This is a genomic window from Citrobacter sp. Cpo109, assembly GCF_030332565.1.
Taxonomy (GTDB): domain Bacteria; phylum Pseudomonadota; class Gammaproteobacteria; order Enterobacterales; family Enterobacteriaceae; genus Citrobacter; species Citrobacter portucalensis.
Genome location: NZ_JAOWHQ010000046.1, coordinates 1 through 18,832 on the forward strand (window position 1 = coordinate 1; position 18,832 = coordinate 18,832).

An 18,832-nucleotide genomic window follows, 5' to 3' on the forward strand; every position below is an offset into this window, starting at 1 on the left:
TGAACTGCACCCAAAAAGTTGGACACCCAACGAAGTAAGGTGCAGTTTTTTATGAGCAAGTATTCTCTCAGCTTCAAGCTTGAGGTTGTGCAGCACTATCTTTCCGGGCTGGAAGGACAGGAGGCGACTGCAAAACGTTTTGGTATCGATCACAGTGCCGTTCGTAAATGGTCTGCTACCTGGAAGCTCCATGGCGAAGCCGGGCTTACAACCCGGCATTTCACCTATTCTCCTGCTTTTAAAGAGTCCGTTATCCTGCATATGCGTGAACACCAGCTGTCTGTTCGCGAAGTCTGTGCAAAATTCACTATCCCTGCCTTTTCCACTGTTAGTCAGTGGGAACGACTGTATGATGAAGGGGGATTAGAAGCCCTTACAGACAGTCGACGCAGGAAAAAAACGATGCCAGAACGCCCTGAGAATCACCCCGTCCCTCCTTTGCAGACCCCTCTTGCTCCGGATGAACGTGAGGAACTTGAACAACTGCGTGCTGAAGTGGCATATCTAAAAAAGCTGCAGGCCTTACTCAGGGAAAGAAGCACGTCAGGACGCGGGATAAAGCGCAGGTCGTGAATGAGTTAAGGCTGAAGTTCCCTCTTGCACGCTTATTAAAAGCTGCAGGGCTGGCAAGAAGCACGTTCTACTGGCAACTGGCCAACGGTAAAAAACCAGACAAATATGCCGATGATAAGCAGCATATTTTAACGCTGTTCCATAAACATAAAGGACGGTATGGATACAGGCGAATCACGCTGGCTGGCCGCCGGGAAGGAAGCTTACTGAACCATAAAACGGTTCAGAGGTTAATGAAGGTGTTAGATTTAACCTGTTGTATCAGAAGGAAGAAATATAACTCTTACAAAGGCCGGCATGGGAAAGTTGCGGGTAATGTACTGAACCGGCAGTTCAGTGTGGATAAACCCAACCAGAAGTGGGTAACAGATGTCACGGAATTTAAAATAAGCGGAGAAAAGCTGTATCTGTCCCCGGTTCTGGATCTGTATAACGGAGAAATAGTAGCGTATCAGATGGAGTCCCGTCCTCTTCTGTCGATGGTGGATAACATGCTGTCGAAGGCTATATCTGTACTGGGCAAAAACGAATACCCGCTGCTCCACTCAGATCAGGGCTGGCAATATCAGATGGCGCATTATCAGAACCGGCTAAAGGAGGCGGGTCTAAAACAGAGCATGTCAAGAAAGGGAAACTGTCATGACAATGCAGTGATGGAGAGCTTCTTCGGCACACTGAAATCTGAGTGTTTTTACCTCACGGAACACAAGAATATCAGCGAGTTGCGCATGGCTATCGATGACTACATCCACTATTACAACCATGAAAGAATAAAACAGAAACTGAAAGGCCTGAGTCCGGTAGAGTACCGAACCCAGGCCCAGATAACCGCTTAAAATAAACTGTCCAACATTATGGGGTCAGTTCATATCTCCGGTTTTTTTTATTTATGATTAGATTGATAGCACTTATATTTAAATGAGTATCTATATTTATATAAATGACAGTAAATATTCTCATGGTAAATGATATTTAATGATTAATGCATTCGTTAAATGAATGCATCAATCATTAAATAATTATTGTTGTTTGTATTAGATAAATATCTTCTTGATTGTCATTTTAAATATAAAAACATAATGTGTTATTCGATTAATTAATGACATTGATCATGTTTTTACCTATGGAATATATCGGATTGCATTAGCGTGATAATTATAATAGTTAATTGTCATCAACAGCCATTGTTAACTGCCTGCAGAAATGACGTTGTAAGAAACATGTTGAGCGATTGGAACGTGCTCCATTAGGAAACGCAAAATACCGGCAGGAGTCGCCGGTCTGAGAGGGACGTATGGGTGACAGTTTTCAGAATGAAGTGCCGACGGCACGCGTTAATATTAAGTTAGATTTACACACCGGAGGCGTTCAAAAGAAAGTTGAATTGCCTTTAAAACTACTAACTGTCGGTGATTTCAGTAATGGCAGAGAGCAGCGACCATTATCTGAGCGTGAAAAGATAGATATTAATAAAAATAATTTTAACGATGTGTTGGCCAAGTTTTCACCAGTGGTTAATTTAAGTGTTAAAAATACGTTAGCTGATGATGACAGAAAGGACGATATTAACCTTACCTTTAAGAATATCCGCGATTTTGAACCTGAGCAGGTCGCACGAAATATCCCACAATTACGTGTTCTGTTGGCTATGCGTAACTTACTACGTGACCTGAAATCTAACTTACTCGATAACGCTGCTTTTCGTCGCGAGCTGGAAACAATCCTTAAGGATCCAGCCCTGAGTCAGGAATTGCGTAATGAGCTGGCAACTATGATGCCAGAAGAGATTTAACGCTCTACAGGGTTTCCTCCGCTAAATCGGCAGGAATAGTAAAGGAACATAAAAGGAATATGTTGATGTCTGTTCAGGAACATACCTCTTCAGCCGCGACCACCACGACCAGTGAACGCAGTGTTTATCAGTCCCTCTTTGACAAAATTAATCTTTCTCCCGTCGCGTCATTAAAAAATGTAGATGCGTGGCAGAGTGATGAAGCGCTTTCTGATGCCGCTCCGGCGGAGCGTGTGACCGCTGCTATTCAGGTTCTGGTCTCATGTCTGGCTGATGCCGCACAACCCTTAGAACGCCTGGATAAAACGCTACTCGATGAGCAGATTGCTCGTCTGGATAAGCAGATTAGCGATCAGGTTAATGAAGTTATGCATCATGCTGAATTTCAAAAACAAGAATCGCTCTGGCGTGGTTTGCATTCAATGATCTCTGGCATTGATTTTCGCCGAAATGTCCGTGTCGAAATGATGGATGTCAGTAAGGATGCGCTGCGTGATGATTTTGATGACGCGCCGGAACTTATCCAGAGCGGATTATATCGTCATGTTTATATTGAAGAATATGACCAGCCAGGTGGCGAACCTATTGCGGCAATGATTTCAGCGTACGAATTTGATAACAGCCCGCAGGATATTGCGCTACTGCGCAATATTTCTGGCGTATCGGCAGCCTGCCATATGCCATTTATTGGTTCAGTTGGGCCGAAATTCTTCCTGAAAGAAAATATGGAAGAGGTCGCAGCCATAAAAGATATCAATGATTATTTCGAACGTGCTGAATACATCAAATGGAAAGCATTTCGTGATAGTGATGATTCACGCTATATCGGATTAACTATGCCGCGTGTACTCGGGCGTTTGCCGTACGGCCCTGATACCATTCCTGTGCGCAGCTTTAATTATGTCGAGGAAGTTAAGGGCCCGGATCACGAAAAATATCTGTGGACCAGCGCATCTTTCTCTTTCGCTGTGAATATGGTGAAAAGTTTTATCAAGAATGGTTGGTGCGTCCAGATCCGTGGACCACAGGCGGGTGGCGCGGTTAAAGATTTACCTATCCATTTGTACGATCTGGGGACGGGTAATCAGGTGAAAATCCCGTCTGAAGTGATGATCCCGGAAACTCGTGAATTTGAATTCGCCAACCTCGGTTTTATTCCGCTTTCTTATTATAAGAATCGTGATTACGCCTGCTTCTTCTCTGCTAACTCGGCTCAAAAACCTGCGCAGTTTGATACCCCGGAAGCAACAGCTAATAGTCGAATTAACTCACGTTTGCCGTATATCTTCCTGCTTTCTCGTATTGCTCATTACCTGAAAATCTTGCAGCGAGAAAACATTGGTACGACCAAAGATCGCCGCCTGCTTGAGCTTGAACTAAACAACTGGTTACGCAGTCTGGTAACCGAAATGACCGATCCTGGCGATGATTTGCAGGCTTCACATCCGCTTCGTGATGGGCGTGTCGTGGTGGAGGACATTGAGGATAACCCGGGTTTCTTCCGCGTGCGCCTGTACGCCATCCCGCATTTCCAGGTTGAAGGTATGGATGTCAGCTTGTCGTTAGTTTCACAGATGCCTAAGTCGAAATCTTAACGGCGTAATGCACAGGAGGTGCGATGAAGATCTATCGTCCGTTATGGAGCGAGGGGGCTTTTCTGGCTCCCCAACAGTTTCAGCAACAGACACGTTGGGATGCTTACGTTGCTGACGTTGTTGCTCACATGTCACTTTCATCACCGTGGGGCGTCATCAGCGCGGAGTTTGATGAAAGTGCGCTAACGGTTTCCCGTTTGAATCCCGTTAATCTGGTTGTGCGCTTTCCTGACGGTACGTTAGTGGATACAGGTATTTCAGATAACCTGCCTCCAGCGTGTGATTTATCGCATCTTACTGGCTACAACAGCGTTGATATCGTGCTGGCATTGCCGCTGCTTTCAGCTAATGGCGGCAATCTTTCATCAGGCAACGGTGTCAGCCGTCCGTGTCGCTGGCAGCAGGAATGGCTGCCAGTTCAGGATCTCTCCGGTCAGGAACGGACTGATATGGCAGTGCTGCGGCATGCTATCACCCTCCGGTATGCCCATGACGATAACAGCGCTTACCTGACTTGTCCGGTAGCTTGCCTCATTCGTAATGCTCAGGGGCAATGGGAGCTGGGACGTGATTTTTTACCCCCATCGCTTTCACTCTCAGCCAGCCCTTTATTAATCAATTCGCTCAGTGATTTGGTGCATCGTATCCAGGCTCGTTGTCGCCGCCTGATGTCCTTGCGCCGAGAAAGTAACGAACGAATGGCGGATTTTGCAGTAGCAGATGTTTCGTTGTTTTGGCTGCTGAATGCGCTTAATAGTTCGGAACCTGTTCTGAAAGAAATGCTGCAAAACCCAGGCCGTCATCCCGAACTTTTGTGGCGTGAGCTGGCGCGGTTAGCGGGCAGCCTGCTGACCTTCTCGTTAGAAAATGATGTCAGCGTTGTACCTCCATATCAGCATGCAAATCCGCAGCAGGTATTCCCGCCGCTGTTTGCTCTGCTGGTGGAACTGCTGGAAGCCAGCCTGCCGTCTCGTGTTGTCGCTATTGAACTGACGCAGGAGCGACAGTTCTGGTATGGCGCTCTGTCGGATGCCCGACTGCGTGAAGGTGCTGATTTTTACCTGTCCGTTCGCTCGGGTCTCCCCGCACATGTCCTCCTGGCGCAATTTCCACAGCTCTGTAAAGCAGGGAGCCGGGCGGATGTGTCAGATGTCGTCAATGTGGCACTCAGCGGTATTCCATTAAAACCGCTGACACATGTACCCGCAGCCATCCCGTTACGACTGGAAAATCAATACTTTGCTCTTGAAATTAATCATCCAGTAGCCCAGGCCATGTTGGACGCCGGTAATTGTGCTTTCTATGTGCCGGGAACGCTGGGAGAGATTCAACTTGAGCTGTTTGCAGTATTAAGGGATTGAAATAAATGAATAAGGAAATTGATCAGGTTTTCTGGCCAACATGGCTTGCTGTAAGCCAGCTACGTGACGGGGCAGAAGTCGACGACGGAGCTGTTCTTTATCGTCGGGCCAGCCAATGGGTTGAATCTGCACGTGAGGCATTGCGTGATATGGGGTACAGCGAACACAGCGTTGAACATATGCTCTACACGCAATGTGCGTTACTGGATGAAAGCGTGTTGAACCGCAACCGGCAGGATAGCGGTTATATCACCTGGCTTGCGACACCCTTACAGGCCCGTTATTTCAATACCACCAACGCAGGGGAAGAGTTCTGGGAACGCATCCGGTCTGTGCTGCGTGAGCCCGTTCCTGATACCGCCGTAATAACCTGCTTTTATCGCGCAATCACGCTCGGTTTTGTTGGGCGCTATCGTGAGCAAGGTGACGAACGTCGTGAAGATGTTCTTGAGGCGCTGGCGGCTCAGGCGAAGCCTTTTAAGTTAACGCACGATGCGCCCGTAATCATGCAGGCGTCCGGTTTCTCTGGCAGTAAGCGTCGCTGGTGGCAGGCATGGATTGTCGGCGCGGTGGCGTTGGGGGCTTTATGGTTAACATTTTCTCATGTCTTACAAGGGCTGGTTGCTCAGCTTATTGGGCAGGGCTAAAACATGGCTCAGTTGCGAGGGATCGTTAACTATGTGCTGACAGCTGTCCTGGCTTTGTTGCTGGTTTGGGGATTCAGTCCGTTAAGTACGGGTGTCCGGGGCGGCCTGACCGTCTTTATTTTATTGTTTTCCATTCCAGGGATCGTTTACGGCTGGCGTCAATATGGCCAGTTGAGATCAGCGCATTCCGAGCATGAAGTTCCGCTCCCTCCGGAGAGTTTCAGTGGGCCAGTTGTGCTCGTGTGTGGCGATAATGCCCCCTTGTTTGCCGGACGCAGCGGTTCTTGCGAGAGCTCGCAGGGCTGGTATTTATCTGTCCAGTCCCCTGAGCATTACATTGCTCTGGTTCGTCAGATAGCTGCTCAGCGTCCTGGGCTTCTTATGCGCGTCTCCGTAATGCTGGCATTAACTCCGGAACGGCATACTGATGAAGATGCGCTTAAGCACATACTGCTCAGTTGGCGGCGAGTGGTGACCCAGAGTCGGCGTTGGTTATCAGGTGTACCGCCGTTTTGGTTGTGTTGTTGGCTGAATTCTCCTCAATGTAATGAGGCTGTACGCTGGTTTATTCGAACCCCTCAGGATGCAGAAGTGCAGTCGGCTACGGGATTAGACGACTTTGCTCCTTTCTCTTCGCAAGAGAGCCCAGCCCGCCATTTTCATCTTACACATGCAGTGTGGTTAGATAATTTACTGGGCTGGCTGAAGAAGGTACAAGGCGATACTGAACACCATGCTCTGCCTGTTTTCTTTGCATTACGGGTTGTGTGTTTCACCTCATCAGCGGTCTGCGAAAATAACCTCTGGCAACGGCATATCATTGCTCAAACAACGCTTTCCCCTGCGGCGTCAGTAGCGCCCGCACTGCTGCCTTTTCCAGATTTAGCATTGCCATTCTTATCCCGCCGTCGGGCGTTGACAGCATTTCAACGGACGGTGGGCGTAAGTGGTCTGCTATGCGGCATTTTCATCGGAATGGCGATGGCATGCAGCTTTATCAATAACCAACATCTCATCAGGATCACAAACGATCACCTGATGCTATACCGCCAACTTAGCGGTAATCCCGCCGAGCCAAAGATCCTGGCCCAGGATCAACTTCGTCGTGATGCGCAACTTCTTGAGCGCTGGTATCAGCGTGGCGAACCACTTTCTCTTTCAATGGGATTGTATCAAGGAATGAGATTGATCCCCCCTTTGCAGGTTGCCATAAGTGACTGGGGGTCACCCGAAAAACCGAAAGTGACTGCCCCGCAAACTGTACGTCTCGACAGTATGTCGCTGTTTGATACGGGTAAGTGGGCGCTAAAAGCGGGTTCAACAAAAGTACTCATTGGGGCTTTGGTCAATATCAAAGCCAAACCCGGGTGGCTGATAGTCATCGCCGGACATACCGATGATGTGGGTGACGATAAATCTAATCAGCTGCTCTCTCTCAAACGCGCGGAATCTGTTCGTGACTGGATGCGAGATACCGGTGATGTCGCGGAGAGCTGTTTTGCCGTTCAGGGATACGGCGAATTACGCCCCTACAAAAACAACGATACGCCGGAGGGTCGGGCTGCCAACCGCCGTGTAGAGATCAGTCTGGTACCGCAGGCTGATGCCTGTCGGCTGCCGGGCATGAAGGAACCGTCACCGCAAGGTGGTGACGCATTAGCGAAGTAAAAATGGAGAAAGAGTTATGGCAATTCCAGTCTACCTTTGGCTGAAAGATGATGGCGGCGCGGATATTAAAGGTTCTGTTGACGTAAAAGACCGTGTAGGCAGTATCGAAGTGGTGGCACAGGAACATAACCTGTACATCCCTACCGATAACAATACAGGTAAGTTGACCGGTACGCGCATCCATACCCCGTTCCTTTTCACTAAGGAAATCGATGCCTCCAGTCCATATCTGTACAAGGCTGTAACCACCGGTCAGACCCTGCGCCAGGCAGAGTTCAAATGGTATCGCATCAATGACGCGGGTCAGGAAGTGGAATACTTCAACACCACGTTACACAACGTGAAAGTGGTGAAAGTAAACCCTGTGATGTACGACATCAAAGATCCCGCAAAAGAGAAGCATAACCACCTGGAACAAATTGAACTGCGCTACGAGAAGATCGTCTGGACGTATAAGGATGGCAACATTATCCATTCTGACGCCTGGAACGAGCGTACCACCGCGTAATGCGCTAACGGATGAGGATTTCCTCATCCGTTTTTTTATGCCCTCTGCTGAGCTTCCGGGGCGGGGGTTAAGCAGAGAGTATCAACATCACTATTACCTTATGGGCATTGGATTACGGCTACGGGCGGTAGCGTGCCTGAATACAGGGAGTCAGGAAGCAAATGGAACACCATTCAGCAGTGCTATTACGACGTCTCAACCCTCATTGTGCTCAGGCGCTTGAAGCAGCGGCATCGTTATGTCAGACGCGCGCGCATGCAGAAATCACTCCAGAACACTGGTTGCTGAAGCTGTTGGAGCAGGGGGAGGGCGATATTACTGTCATTGCTCGTCGTTATGAATGGGATATCGATAATCTCTGGCAATCGCTGCTGAAGCATCTGGATGTTCAGCCGCGTTCCGTGAAAAGCCGCCCGCAGTTGTCTGATGCGCTCCTTTCTTTAATGCAACAAGCGTGGCTGTGTGCCGCAACGGATGAAAATTCGCAGATACGTGGTGTGCATCTACTGATGGCGCTGGTGGGAAAGCCTTCGCTGCTGAAGTGTGACGGTCTGTGGCCGCTTCTGAGTACCGGACATACTCAACTGGAACGCCTCCTGCCGCTATTAAATTCCCAGTCGGATGAACGTCCGGAAAGGCAGCAAGAAGCCTCTCTGGTGCAGGTTTCCCCTGATGATGAACCGCGTCCGGCTGAGTCGACGTTGTCGCCAGCATTACAAGGCGTGCTCGATAAATTTACGCTGGATGTGACCGCGAAAGCGCGTGCCGGCGATATCGACCCGGTATTTGGTCGCGATAATGAAATCCGGCAAATGGTGGATGTGTTGTCCCGTCGGCGAAAAAATAATCCCATTCTGGTCGGGGAACCCGGTGTCGGCAAAACAGCTCTGGTGGAAGGTCTGGCGCTGCGTATTGCTGAAGGTAACGTGCCGGATAGCCTGAAATCAGTAACATTACGCACGCTGGATCTTGGGCTGTTACAAGCAGGTGCCGGGGTTAAAGGTGAGTTTGAGCAGCGGTTGAAAAATATCATTGATGCCGTTCAACAATCGCCAACGCCTGTTCTGCTCTTTATCGATGAAGCACACACCATCATTGGGGCCGGTAATCAGGCGGGAGGCGCTGATGCAGCCAATCTGCTAAAACCCGCTCTGGCCAGAGGTGAATTACGAACTATCGCGGCGACCACATGGAGTGAATATAAACAGTATTTTGAGCGTGATGCTGCGCTGGAGCGGCGTTTTCAGATGGTTAAAGTGGATGAGCCGGATGATGACACTGCCTGCTTAATGCTGCGTGGTCTGAAATCACGCTATGCAGAACACCATGGCGTTCACATCACCGACGAAGCGGTTAAAACTGCTGTTACGCTCTCTCGCCGCTATCTTACCGGGCGACAATTACCCGACAAAGCCGTCGATCTGCTGGACACCGCAGGTGCAAGAGTGCGGATGAGCCTTGATACCGTTCCGGAACCACTGACGCGTTTGAAGTCGGAGATCACCGCGCTTGAAATGGAAAAGCAGGCATTGCTGGCAGACCTCACGGTAGGAAATGGTCAGCATGGTGAAAGGCTGGCCACCATTGAACAGCGTGAAAATCTTCTGCTTGTCGAACTGGATGAACGAGAAACTCAGTATGGTCAGGAATTAGCGCTCATAGAGCAACTGCTGGCCAGTCGCCGTGATATTTCTCGTCAGGCGGAAACGGTTGAATTGCAGCAGCAGCTAAGTATGCTTCAGCAGGGCCATCCTTTGCTGTTTCCGGATGTAGACGCGCGCACCGTTGCTACGGTAATCGCCGACTGGACCGGTATACCATTGTCTTCATTAATGAAGGACTCCCAGGCAGACTTACTGACGCTTGAAACCCAGATGGGAAACCGGGTTGTCGGCCAGGATTACGCGCTGAATGCGATCGCACAGCGGTTGCGGGCATCAAAAACAGGACTGACGCCGGAAAACGGCCCACAGGGTGTGTTCCTGCTTACTGGACCAAGTGGAACCGGAAAAACGGAGACGGCGTTGGCCCTGGCTGACATTCTGTTTGGTGGTGAAAAATCGCTGATCACGATTAATCTGTCTGAATATCAGGAGCCGCACACTGTGAGCCAGCTAAAAGGCTCACCTCCGGGATATGTGGGTTATGGTCAGGGAGGGATCCTGACCGAGGCGGTGCGAAAACGCCCCTATAGCGTGGTACTGTTGGATGAAGTAGAAAAAGCGCATCGCGACGTCATGAATCTGTTTTACCAGGTATTTGACCGCGGTTTCATGCGTGACGGCGAAGGCCGTGAAATTGATTTTCGCAATACTGTTATTTTGATGACCTCCAATCTTGGCGGCGACGCTGTAATGCAGATGCTGGAAGAACAACCGGAAACCACAGAGTCTGAGTTGCACGAACTGCTGCGCCCACTTTTGCGCGAACACTTCCAGCCAGCGCTACTGGCCCGCTTTCAGACGATTATCTACCATCCGCTCAGTGAATCTGCGCTACGTACGATTGTACAAATGAAACTGGATCAGGTTAGCCAGCGATTACTGCGTCACTACGGCATCACCACGACGATATCCGAGAGCCTTTTTGATGCCCTGACCGCCGCTTGCCTGCTACCGGATACGGGGGCAAGGAATATTGATAGTCTGCTCAACCAACAAATCTTGCCTGTGCTTAGCCAGCAGTTGTTAACGTATCTTTCCCGGCAGCAAAAAACACACTCTCTGATCCTTAGCTGGGATGAGTTCAAGGGCATCATAATGGAGTTTGAGAGTGCCAAATAATATTAAGGAAGGTGGTCTCAGAAGACTTACCTCCGGAGAGGTTGAACTGGCAAAGTCTGTATTTGGTTCCACTCTCCAGTATCATAAAGTGTGGATCCACAGGGACAGTTATTTGCCTTTTAATTTACAGGATTCGAATACGGCGATGACGCCTGACGGTGAGATTTACTTTCGCAATCAGTACCGGGATGATTTTTCTCAGACATTATCCCATTATCAACACTTATTTATCCATGAAATGAGTCATGTCTGGCAACGAGAAAAAGGCATGAATGTTATCTGTAGAGGCCTGGTGAGTTGGCTAGTCAGTTATCGATATAAACTGGATGGGCGACTTCTAAGTGAGTACCCTATGGAGCAGCAGGCTCAAATTATTGCGGATAGTTTTATTCTACAAAAGAGTGGATATAGAACGTGGCTGGATATGCGCTTCAATCATAATATAACTTTAGATGGGGATATTCATGAAAGTGTAATCCGAGAATCTTATAGGAATACTCTTCGAGGATTCCCCTGGTGATGAAAAGTAGATTGTTTTTTTGTTTCAGTCTGTTGAGTTACAGTCTGGTATTTCTCACCGGATGTCCAGGATATGGGGATGTGTTACTTCTGGATAAGGAAGCTGTGGTTAGCATGGTTGGGGAAAATGTCTGTTTCTGGGTTTATGATTCTGCGAAACATAAACCCAGTATCATTACTATCACACAACGAGGATCTGAATTCGGAAGGGAAAAATTCACTATAGATCCACCATTGATATTGATTGACGATAAATGGTGCATTACTCCAAATTTTTATATTTTCCCAGATAAGGGGCAGTTTATCGTTTCCTATAGCCTACCAAATGATAGTTTAGATGGCCGACCGCAGCGCGTTGTTAGTGGTGTGGAAGTCTCTAATGGGAATGTCCACAATTTTCATCTTACCGATATGGAGATCATACGACCATATTCTGAGATGGATAGGTAAAACACATCAAGTATGTATAAATCATAATGACTTCACTATGGGTTATTAAAGAGAATGAGTCCATATGGTCTTATATGGAGCTTGCTATAAAGATGTCATTAGATAAGCACAGTGAGGACTTCTTTGGTAAAAAGAGCTAAGAGGTTAATTAATGCAACTTTTCTGAGTTACAGTCTGGTATTTCTCACCGGGTGTACAGGATATGGTGACAGATCGTTTACTGATGAAGAAACAGTGGTTAGCATGATTGGAAAAATATCTGCTTCTGGGTGAAGGACTCGGAAGAATACAAACCAGATATCATTACGATTACTCGTAGAGGTGCTGGTTTTGGTAATGAAAAATTCATGCCAAACCCACCGCTCATTCTTCTTGATAATAAATGGTGCATAACACCCGATTTTTATACTTTTCCAGATGGTGGCCAGTTTATAGTTACGTATACGTTAGGGAGGGGTTATTCAAATGATAGGCCACGAAGTGTTGTTAGTGGAGTGGATGTCTCTAACGATTGTATTTATAACATCCATCTTACCGATCTGGAAATAGCGAGGCCTTATTCTGCGATGGATAAATTATTTTTTAATGGAAAATAAAGTGTTTTAAACGGAGTCAATCTTATGGATAAGTCACAGCAAACAATGGCAACTACGCTTAATCGATATTTTCTATCTATTCCTTCTTGTTCTTCTGTGTTGGATGTTGAGGATTTCAATGGTTCAGAAGGACTGAGCCGAAATTATTACTATGATATTTTGTTTACCAGTGCGGATAAAGATATTCAAGCCAATCAATTTTTGCGTCAGGTGGCAACATTGACGATGAATGGTGGCAAGCTGGGATTCATGACGACGCAAAAAATAGTCCATGGTGTGATAACTGATTTTCAACGGTTATCTGGCTCTGCCGATGAAGCAAGATATCATATTACGTTAACGCCTTATCTCTCTCTGCTGGATAAACAGTTCCGTACGCACCGCTTCTTCATAAACAAATCGGTGCCGGAAGTGGTGGGTGAAATCCTGCAGGAGCATGCCCTGCACGGCTGGGAGTATGAATTTACGCTGACGCAGAGTTATCCGAAGCGTGAACAGATAAATCAGTATCAGGAGAGCGACCTGGCGTTCATTGAACGTCTGCTGGCGGAAGTGGGGATATTTTACTTCTTCACGCTTTAGCCGGACACGCGGACGGAAGTGGTGCATTTTGCAGACCAGCAAAGCGCCTATGAGTTTGATAAACGGCTGGCGCTGGACAGCCCGTCAGGGATGAATGACAGCGGGGCGGACTCCGTCTGGGGACTGAACATTCTGCACCAGGTGGCGCCGGCGGGAGTGACAACAAAAGACTATAACCACCGCGAAGCGCAGAAGGTGCTGCAGTCGGCGAGGGCGGATATCACCGGCGGCGAAGGTGAGGAAATACGCTATGGCGAGGTGTATCACTACAAACCGCGGCATCTTGAAACCGGGGAGGCATTTTCTCCTGCGCCGGAAACAGGGAACTTCTGGGCGCGACTGGACCATGAGCGGTTTCTTGCAGAGCAGACGCTGATAACGGGTTTCAGCACGGATGTGGGGTTGCGTCCGGGACAGGTGCTGACGATAACGGACAGCAGTGTGCCGTCGACGCTGCCGGACGTGCTGCAGCAGCCGGTGGTGGTGGTCCGGGCGGGGTTCAGCGGCAGCAGGAAGGATGCGCTGAAAGTGTCGCTGGCGGCGGTCCCGTACAGTGAGACGCAGTGCTGGCGTCCGGCACTGAAGGCAAGGCCGAAGGTCAGCGGCACGCTGACAGCACGGGTCAGTAGCCCGAAGAGCGGGGATATCTACGCGCATCAGACGGCGGAGGGGCTGTACCGGGTGAAGTTTGATGCAGACCAGGACAGCAAACAGCAGGGTTACGAGAGCATGCTGCTGCGCCTTGCCAAACCCTACGGCGGCGACACTTACGGTATTCACTTCCCGCTGATACAGGGCACAGAAGTGGCGGTGGCGTTCCATGAAGGGGACCCGGACCGGCCCTATATCGCCCATGCGCTGCATGACTCCCGGCATCCGGACCACGTGACACAGGCAAACCATACCCGCAACGTCATCCGCACGCCCGCGAACAACAAGCTGCGCATGGAAGACAAACGGGGTGAGGAGCACGTCAAACTCAGTACCGAGTATGGCGGGAAAACGCAGCTTAACCTGGGGCATAACGTTGATGCGGGGCGTGCGCTGCGGGGAGAGGGCTTTGAACTGCGTACAGACCAGTGGGGAGCTATTCGGGCTGGGAAGGGGATCTTTATCAGTGCCGATCGTCAGGAACTGGCTGGAGGTTTGCAGTTAGATATGCATGAAGCAGTAGCTAACTTACAAGCTGCGCTTCAGGATGCGAAAGGTATTCGCTCTGCGGCAGAAAAAGCGAAAGCAGAACTGGCTGATATAGAGAGGCAAAAAGCGTTGTTAATGGAGTCTATGACAGACCTCAAGAAACAGGCTTTACTTTTCTCTGCCCCTGCTGGTATAGCGCAGGTAACGCCCGCCAGTATCCAACTCTCATCGGGTGATAATGTCATTGTGACCTCTGGAGCGGACACCGATGTCAGTGTCGCTAAAAAATTCCGCCTTGGTGTGAAAGAAACAATAAGCCTTTTCGCCCAGTGGATGGGGATTAAGATTTTCGCCAGCAAAGGAAAAGTGGAAATTCAGGCGCAGGGAGATGCAATGGATCTGCTGGCAAAAAAAACGCTAAGTATAGCCAGCAAGGATGAGCAGGTGATCATTACCGCAGCGACAGAGTTAGTGCTCAGTTGTGGTGGAGCATATATCAGGCTTAAAGATGGTGAAATAGAAGTAGGGGCACCTGGTAACGTTCGCGTAAAGAGTATTGGAATTCAAAAAATGGCGCCTGCAATATTGAACGCCAGCATAGAGCTACCGGACCCTTGCGCCACTGCCATTGATGCTGCGGGTGGTACACAAAGCCCTACAGTCACGCTGGGTTGATGGAGGGCCAATAATGAAGGAATCTTTAATAACTTATGATTACTCCTTACAGGCAATGCAAAATCAGGGGGATTATATTGGTGAGGAAATATTTAATCGTTTTAGAACTCTAAATAGAAATTGCATATTAATGATTGATGCTGCAATTATAAGGTTGAGGAATCAAGATTCATCATTCTACAACCAAATAATAGATAGAGGGGTTGTGAGGGTGCCAGTTGCTAATCGTTATCTAACCTCAGAATTTGAGCCATGTTTGGTATCACTGGATTTATCTTTACCTGAGGATTGTAAAATACTACATGAAAGTATTATGCAAGCCCTGAAAGAGATCGAACCTAATGAGATACTGCTGGGTAAGGGTAGGATGATTTGTGGTTGGCTTACTTGTGCAGAAGATATTATAAATCTCGCTGCCTACCTGGGAAAAGTCGCTATCCAACAGCGTGATGGTAAAGATGTTTTGCTTCGGTATTATGACCCTGTAATTATGATCTCTCTTTTATCTATTCTGGATGATTGGCAACAACAACGTTTGCTAGGACCAGTTGAAGTGTGGAGTTTTATTGATGGCGATGGGCAGTTTATTAATAAAATAAATCAGACTGACAATCAACCTCGGCTTTCATATACGCTCTCGCTGAGTGCTGATAATTGGCATGATATGAATTTTATAGGTATAAAAAATAGGATTATCTGTAATTATCGCTTGGCGCATTTGAGCAGTAAACGTTTCACGGAATCAGCAGTGTTTAAACTATTGCAGCAGTCACTTAAAAGAGCCGGGTTGTGCGCTTTTTCTGATGAAGAAGATCTTATTAAGTGGGGAGAGTGTTCAATTAATATTGCTCCAGAGTTTTATAACCATAGTTTTATTAAAAAATTGCTTGAAATAAGCAGCCTAAGTGAGAAGAGAAATTTTACTCAAATCATCTCCCATGTCACAGAACAGCAATGGAATGAAATTCGCGCAGATCATTAATTAAGCGATTTACAGTTCGAATATGCAGGAGAACAGGGATGAAAAATCATAAATGTGACTGTATGTCACAGGGACCGGCATTACTACCTGTCCGTTATGCAGTGGTCCCTGAACATATTAAAGGGTCGTTGCCGGCGTGGGCAAAACCAGGAGCGTCGTCTTATCCGGCAGAAAGTGAAAATTATCACTATGTGCTGCGTGCGATGCGCAGGGGCTATATCTATATCTACTATCCATACCTGACGGACTGGGAAGCATGGTCGGTGTGTTATGACGGCAGTTTATGGAAACAACTGTCGGCGAAAAATGTTCTGGAGAAATCAGAGCCTGACTGTCGGCAGGGAACCTACAGTAATGGCGGAAAGGATTTTCTGACGCTGCCATATGAAGTGCTGGAGAATGATATCTGGATAGCATTCACACAGTGTCGCTGGACGGAAAAAACGCTGGAGCGTTACGCGTGCGATGACGGGCAACGGCAGAGCAGAATGCAGCGCCTGAGTGCATCAAACTGGACGTCACCACAGACTTCAGAGCAAACGACAGAAGCAACGACAGGCAATCTTGCAGGGGTTCTGGATTACATCGCGCCGCAGGGAAACCAGCTGAGTCCGGCAATGCTGTTACCGTATGGCACCCAGACTAAAATCCGCGTCAGCCAGTGTGTGAGTGAACGCTATGCAATAGTCAAAGAGCCAGCGCCGCAGGAGACATTGTATCCGTGGAAGAGCGGAGTGGCCGGAAACACAATCCGGCAGATGAAGGAACGGGGAGTGAAGCCAGACGGTTCCCCTGTCACGCCGTTGCTGATGGCGCTGCATGATGCAACAGGGATAACGCATGAGCTGACGGGATGGACGAATGATGTCCTGGCGATGGCGAAGATATATGGTGATGAACGTGCCCTGGAGTTCTGTACCCAGAGTTTGATTAACGGTGTTAAGGAGATTGTTAACAAAAGCTCGGAACAGAAAGTTGAAGCCCAACTTTCTGTATTACCCCAGGAAACATATATTTCCCCTCCTGCTATGGATTATTCTTATGATATGTATGTCCAGAATGAGAAATCTAGAGGTACAGACTCGAAGGATATACTAGCTCGTGAAGAATTCGAAAAGCAGGTAAAAGGAAAACAAAACGAAGTTTATAAAAAAAGCCAGGTAGCTAATGATTGGTCTAAATATGCACGAAGGATCAAGCAGACTAAATGGGAGTCTTTTAATAAATGTTGTGCTGATCTAACACAAAAAATTGATGAACAGCTCGCTAAACTGATTAGCTATCGTTGTGAATGGTTACAGACTTCTTTATTTATAACAATGCTACAGGATTTTTTCTCTAACGATCCTGTTGATAACGCGTACTATCGTGAAATAGCTGCCTTCGCGATGGCTGGTCTTGGTGAGTCGTCATCAGGTGTAAAATTGCTGGATGACTGGATAGACGCATATACTACGACAAGTGAAACGAATCTTGTCTGGAGAACACATTTTTATAATAATCCAGAGATCATGGCAGATGCGGAGTCATTATTGGCTAGCTTGCGTCAGTGTAGCATAGCGCCGGTTTCTGAAAATGAGGTGCTCTACTTTTTTGAGAAGAATGGCGCTAAACTTAATAAAATATTTAAAGGTTTTGAAAAAGCAACGAGTGAAATTTCAAAACCTCTGGCTGGCAATGCCGTATTCTCGAAAAGAGTTCTGTATCAAATGGACCAGCACATGGCAACCGTAGGGGCCAGGTTTTTTTCCGTATCACGGATTGGACCTGTTCTCAACACCATGAATGACCTCATTGTTCGAACCCTTTTCTCGCTGTCTGCTGGAAAGTCAGAGTTAGAAACCAAAATATTGTTCAGTAAATATTTTGGCTGGGCCACGGAACGCAGGGCTTACATTACCGGCACTGTTTTTTACAGCCCGCAAAGAGCAATTCGGGCTGATCTTCTCCGGGGGGCGGGTAAGAAATATGCCGCACTTGAAAAATCTTATGCAGCTTATCTAAGCCAGCCAGCGGGACATTCTGGTTATGCGGTGACAAGTATTAGAATTTTTGTTTTATTTTTCAATGTTACTGAGTTGTATAACCAACTCGATAATTTTAAAAATGAACCTGCTAACTACGCGAAGGTAGTCAGCGCAATATCGGCAACGGCGAGCGGGATGATTGATATTGCAACCCCTGCAATGGAGGTCATTCTTAAAGATAAAAATAGTCTCCACTATATGAAAATGTTTGGTGCAGGAAGTTCGCTGATAAGTGCAGGTATTTCGCTGGGATTAGATATTTCCACATTATTGAACAAAGTTAGTTTACCGAATTCCAGTAAAAAATGGGCATTTACGGGTTTATATTTAGTCAAGACCCTTAGCGATGTTGCCATTATTGCCAAAGCGGAAGGGAAATTAATGTCAGTGCTGATTGAACGCTTTGGCTGGAAGACTCCTAAAGGGGAATTAGCCGTATGCTTGGGGAGGGCAGCAGCGCCTCAATTAACAAAATTAGGCGTCGAATGGGTGGGACTGTTGGCCTCGTGGGAGGTGGCTCTGTTATTGATGGTCGCTGAATATATTTTGACGGAATATTATTCACGTGATGCCTTACAGTCGTGGATTGAGAATAGCTTGTTTGGTGATAATTGTTCGATTGATATCGACAGTTATTCGCCGGAAAAAATCAATATATTTATTGATGAGACCAGAAATTCACTGCAAGAAAGCTTACGTCAATTATCTTCAGGTAAAGAGCAACAACGTGGAAAACCAATAATTTACTGGCCATTTATTATCTATGATGAGCCGGAAGTTCCTGTTGTGGTTTAATTTTGGAGCAACGAAATACTATGACAGAAGATGACGAACTGTTCGCCGAGATGCCCAAGGCCTATATCCGGGGTCTGGAGAAGGGTAAGGGGTATATTGAAGAAAACTATCTCCGGGAGCGCAGGGAATGGATAAAATT

At 47.6% G+C, this 18,832-nt stretch carries 13 protein-coding genes and 1 pseudogene; all 14 read left to right on the forward strand.

Annotated features, from left to right (window positions below):
- Positions 1–51 precede the first annotated feature (51 nt).
- The 14 genes and pseudogenes from OGY71_RS05640 to OGY71_RS05700 all read left to right on the forward strand — a co-directional run bounded on the left by OGY71_RS05640 (position 52) and on the right by OGY71_RS05700 (position 18,693).
- Positions 52–1,409 (forward strand): IS3 family transposase gene (locus OGY71_RS05640; RefSeq protein ID WP_286612912.1). Its coding sequence is split into 2 segments (ribosomal slippage): positions 52–514 and positions 514–1,409, totalling 1,359 coding nucleotides; the frame shifts between segments, so codons are not numbered across the junction.
- A gap of 458 nt (positions 1,410–1,867) precedes the next feature.
- A complete protein-coding gene (gene tssB / locus OGY71_RS05645; RefSeq protein ID WP_048225523.1) occupies positions 1,868–2,365 on the forward strand; it encodes a type VI secretion system contractile sheath small subunit in 498 nt (165 codons plus the stop codon).
- Positions 2,366–2,430: 65 nt separating this feature from the next.
- Positions 2,431–3,960, forward strand: coding sequence for a type VI secretion system contractile sheath large subunit (gene tssC / locus OGY71_RS05650; RefSeq protein ID WP_048225521.1), 1,530 nt, complete (start codon positions 2,431–2,433; stop codon positions 3,958–3,960).
- A gap of 23 nt (positions 3,961–3,983) precedes the next feature.
- Entirely contained in the window at positions 3,984–5,321 is a 1,338-nt protein-coding gene (gene tssK / locus OGY71_RS05655; RefSeq protein ID WP_003828337.1) for a type VI secretion system baseplate subunit TssK, read from the forward strand.
- A gap of 5 nt (positions 5,322–5,326) precedes the next feature.
- Positions 5,327–5,968, forward strand: a complete 642-nt coding sequence (gene tssL / locus OGY71_RS05660; protein WP_003828335.1) for a type VI secretion system protein TssL, short form — start codon at positions 5,327–5,329, stop codon at positions 5,966–5,968.
- Between the two features lie 3 nt (positions 5,969–5,971).
- The gene (locus OGY71_RS05665; RefSeq protein WP_003828333.1) at positions 5,972–7,636 is read left to right on the forward strand and encodes an OmpA family protein; all 1,665 of its coding nucleotides are present in this window, start codon (positions 5,972–5,974) and stop codon (positions 7,634–7,636) included.
- Between the two features lie 16 nt (positions 7,637–7,652).
- Positions 7,653–8,144 carry a type VI secretion system tube protein TssD gene (gene tssD / locus OGY71_RS05670; RefSeq protein WP_003024437.1) on the forward strand — a complete coding sequence of 164 codons (492 nt, stop codon included), beginning with the start codon at positions 7,653–7,655 and terminating at the stop codon, positions 8,142–8,144.
- Positions 8,145–8,305: 161 nt separating this feature from the next.
- Positions 8,306–10,927 carry a type VI secretion system ATPase TssH gene (tssH, locus tag OGY71_RS05675; RefSeq protein WP_286612960.1) on the forward strand — a complete coding sequence of 874 codons (2,622 nt, stop codon included), beginning with the start codon at positions 8,306–8,308 and terminating at the stop codon, positions 10,925–10,927.
- Positions 10,917–11,447: a hypothetical protein gene (locus OGY71_RS05680; RefSeq protein WP_003828330.1), complete on the forward strand. Its 531-nt coding sequence runs from the start codon at positions 10,917–10,919 to the stop codon at positions 11,445–11,447. Before tssH ends, OGY71_RS05680 begins: the two co-directional genes overlap by 11 nt.
- On the forward strand, positions 11,447–11,896 hold the full coding sequence (locus tag OGY71_RS05685) for a putative T6SS immunity periplasmic lipoprotein (RefSeq protein ID WP_003828329.1): 450 nt from the start codon (positions 11,447–11,449) through the stop codon (positions 11,894–11,896). The genes OGY71_RS05680 and OGY71_RS05685 overlap by 1 nt, the downstream gene beginning before the upstream one ends.
- Before the next feature lie 257 nt (positions 11,897–12,153).
- Positions 12,154–12,492, forward strand: a complete 339-nt coding sequence (locus OGY71_RS23170) for a putative T6SS immunity periplasmic lipoprotein (RefSeq protein ID WP_072025537.1) — start codon at positions 12,154–12,156, stop codon at positions 12,490–12,492.
- A gap of 24 nt (positions 12,493–12,516) precedes the next feature.
- Positions 12,517–14,889 (forward strand): annotated as a pseudogene (locus OGY71_RS05690) (type VI secretion system Vgr family protein).
- A gap of 13 nt (positions 14,890–14,902) precedes the next feature.
- Complete coding sequence (locus tag OGY71_RS05695; protein ID WP_286612962.1) at positions 14,903–15,871, forward strand: DUF4123 domain-containing protein; 969 nt, start codon at positions 14,903–14,905, stop codon at positions 15,869–15,871.
- A 38-nt stretch (positions 15,872–15,909) separates the two neighbouring features.
- Positions 15,910–18,693 carry a T6SS effector BTH_I2691 family protein gene (locus tag OGY71_RS05700; RefSeq protein ID WP_286612964.1) on the forward strand — a complete coding sequence of 928 codons (2,784 nt, stop codon included), beginning with the start codon at positions 15,910–15,912 and terminating at the stop codon, positions 18,691–18,693.
- The last annotated feature ends 139 nt before the right edge of the window (positions 18,694–18,832 follow it).